Annotated in this window: 1 protein-coding gene; it reads left to right on the forward strand. The window is 77.1% G+C overall.

The features are described from left to right. On the forward strand, nt 1-1229 hold a 1229-nt coding region (locus tag ACI79A_RS19630), incomplete at both ends, for an alpha-hydroxy-acid oxidizing protein (RefSeq protein ID WP_457085433.1).

Here is a 1229-nt window from a genome sequence, read left to right on the forward strand (position 1 = left end):
CAGCGGCAGGACACCGTCTACCGGGCGGGCGTCTACGGCCGGCACCCCCGGGTGCCCACCGTCTATCGGGCGCTGGCCGAACGGGCCCGGCGGCGGCTGGACCCCCGCGCCTCCGCCTACGTGGCCGGAGGCGCCGGTGACGAGGACACCCAGCGCGCCGACCGCGCGGCCTTCGACCGGTGGGCGGTGGTGCCGCGGGTGCTCCGCGACGTGAGCGACCGGGACACCTCGGTCGAGCTCTTCGGCCGGCGCCTGCCCGCCCCGCTGCTGCTGGACCCGGTCGGCGCGCTGGAACTGGTGCACCCGGAGGCCGACCTGGCCGTGGCCCGCGCGGCGGCGGCCCTCGGCGTCCCGATGGTCTTCTCCAACCAGGCGTCGGTGCCGATGGAGACCACCGCCGCGGCGATGGGCGACGCCCCGCGCTGGATGCAGCTGTACTGGTCGACCTCCGACGAGCTGGTGGAGAGCCTGCTGGGCCGGGCCGAGAGCAGTGGCTGCCAGGCCGTCGTCGTCACGCTGGACACCACGATGCTCGGCTGGCGCCCGCGCGACCTGGACCTCGGCCACCTGCCCTTCGCGCTGGGCAAGGGGATCGCGCAGTACACCTCCGACCCGGTGTTCCGCCGGCTGGTCGAGGAGCGGGCCGCCGCGGCCGGCGCGCCGCGTGACCCGCAGCCCCGGCCCACGCTGTCCGCCGTCCGCGCGCTGGTCGGCATGGCCCGCGCCTGGCCGGGGCCGCTGGTGGAGAACCTGCGCTCCCCCCTCCCCCGGGCCGCCGTCGAGACCTTCCTGTCCATCTACTCCCGGCCCTCGATCACCTGGGCCGACCTCGCCTGGCTCCGCGAGCGCACCCGGCTGCCGATCGTGCTCAAGGGGGTGCTGCACCCCGACGACGCGCGGCGGGCGGCCGACGAGGGCGTCGACGGGGTGGTCGTCAGCACCCACGGCGGCCGGCAGGTCGACCGCTCGATCGCGGCGCTGGACGCGCTGCCCGGTGTGGTCGCCGCGGTCGGCGACCGGATGCCGGTGCTCTTCGACAGCGGGGTGCGCAGCGGCGCCGACGTGCTCGTCGCCGTCGCGCTCGGGGCCCGGGCGGTGCTGCTGGGCCGGCCGTGGGTGTGGGGGCTGGGCCTGGCCGGGGAGGCCGGCGTGCGCCAGGTGGTCGAGGACGTGCTCGGGGAGTTCGACCTCACCCTGGGCCTGACCGGCCACACCGCCGTCGACCAGCT

This window comes from Modestobacter sp. SYSU DS0657 (assembly GCF_054050925.1).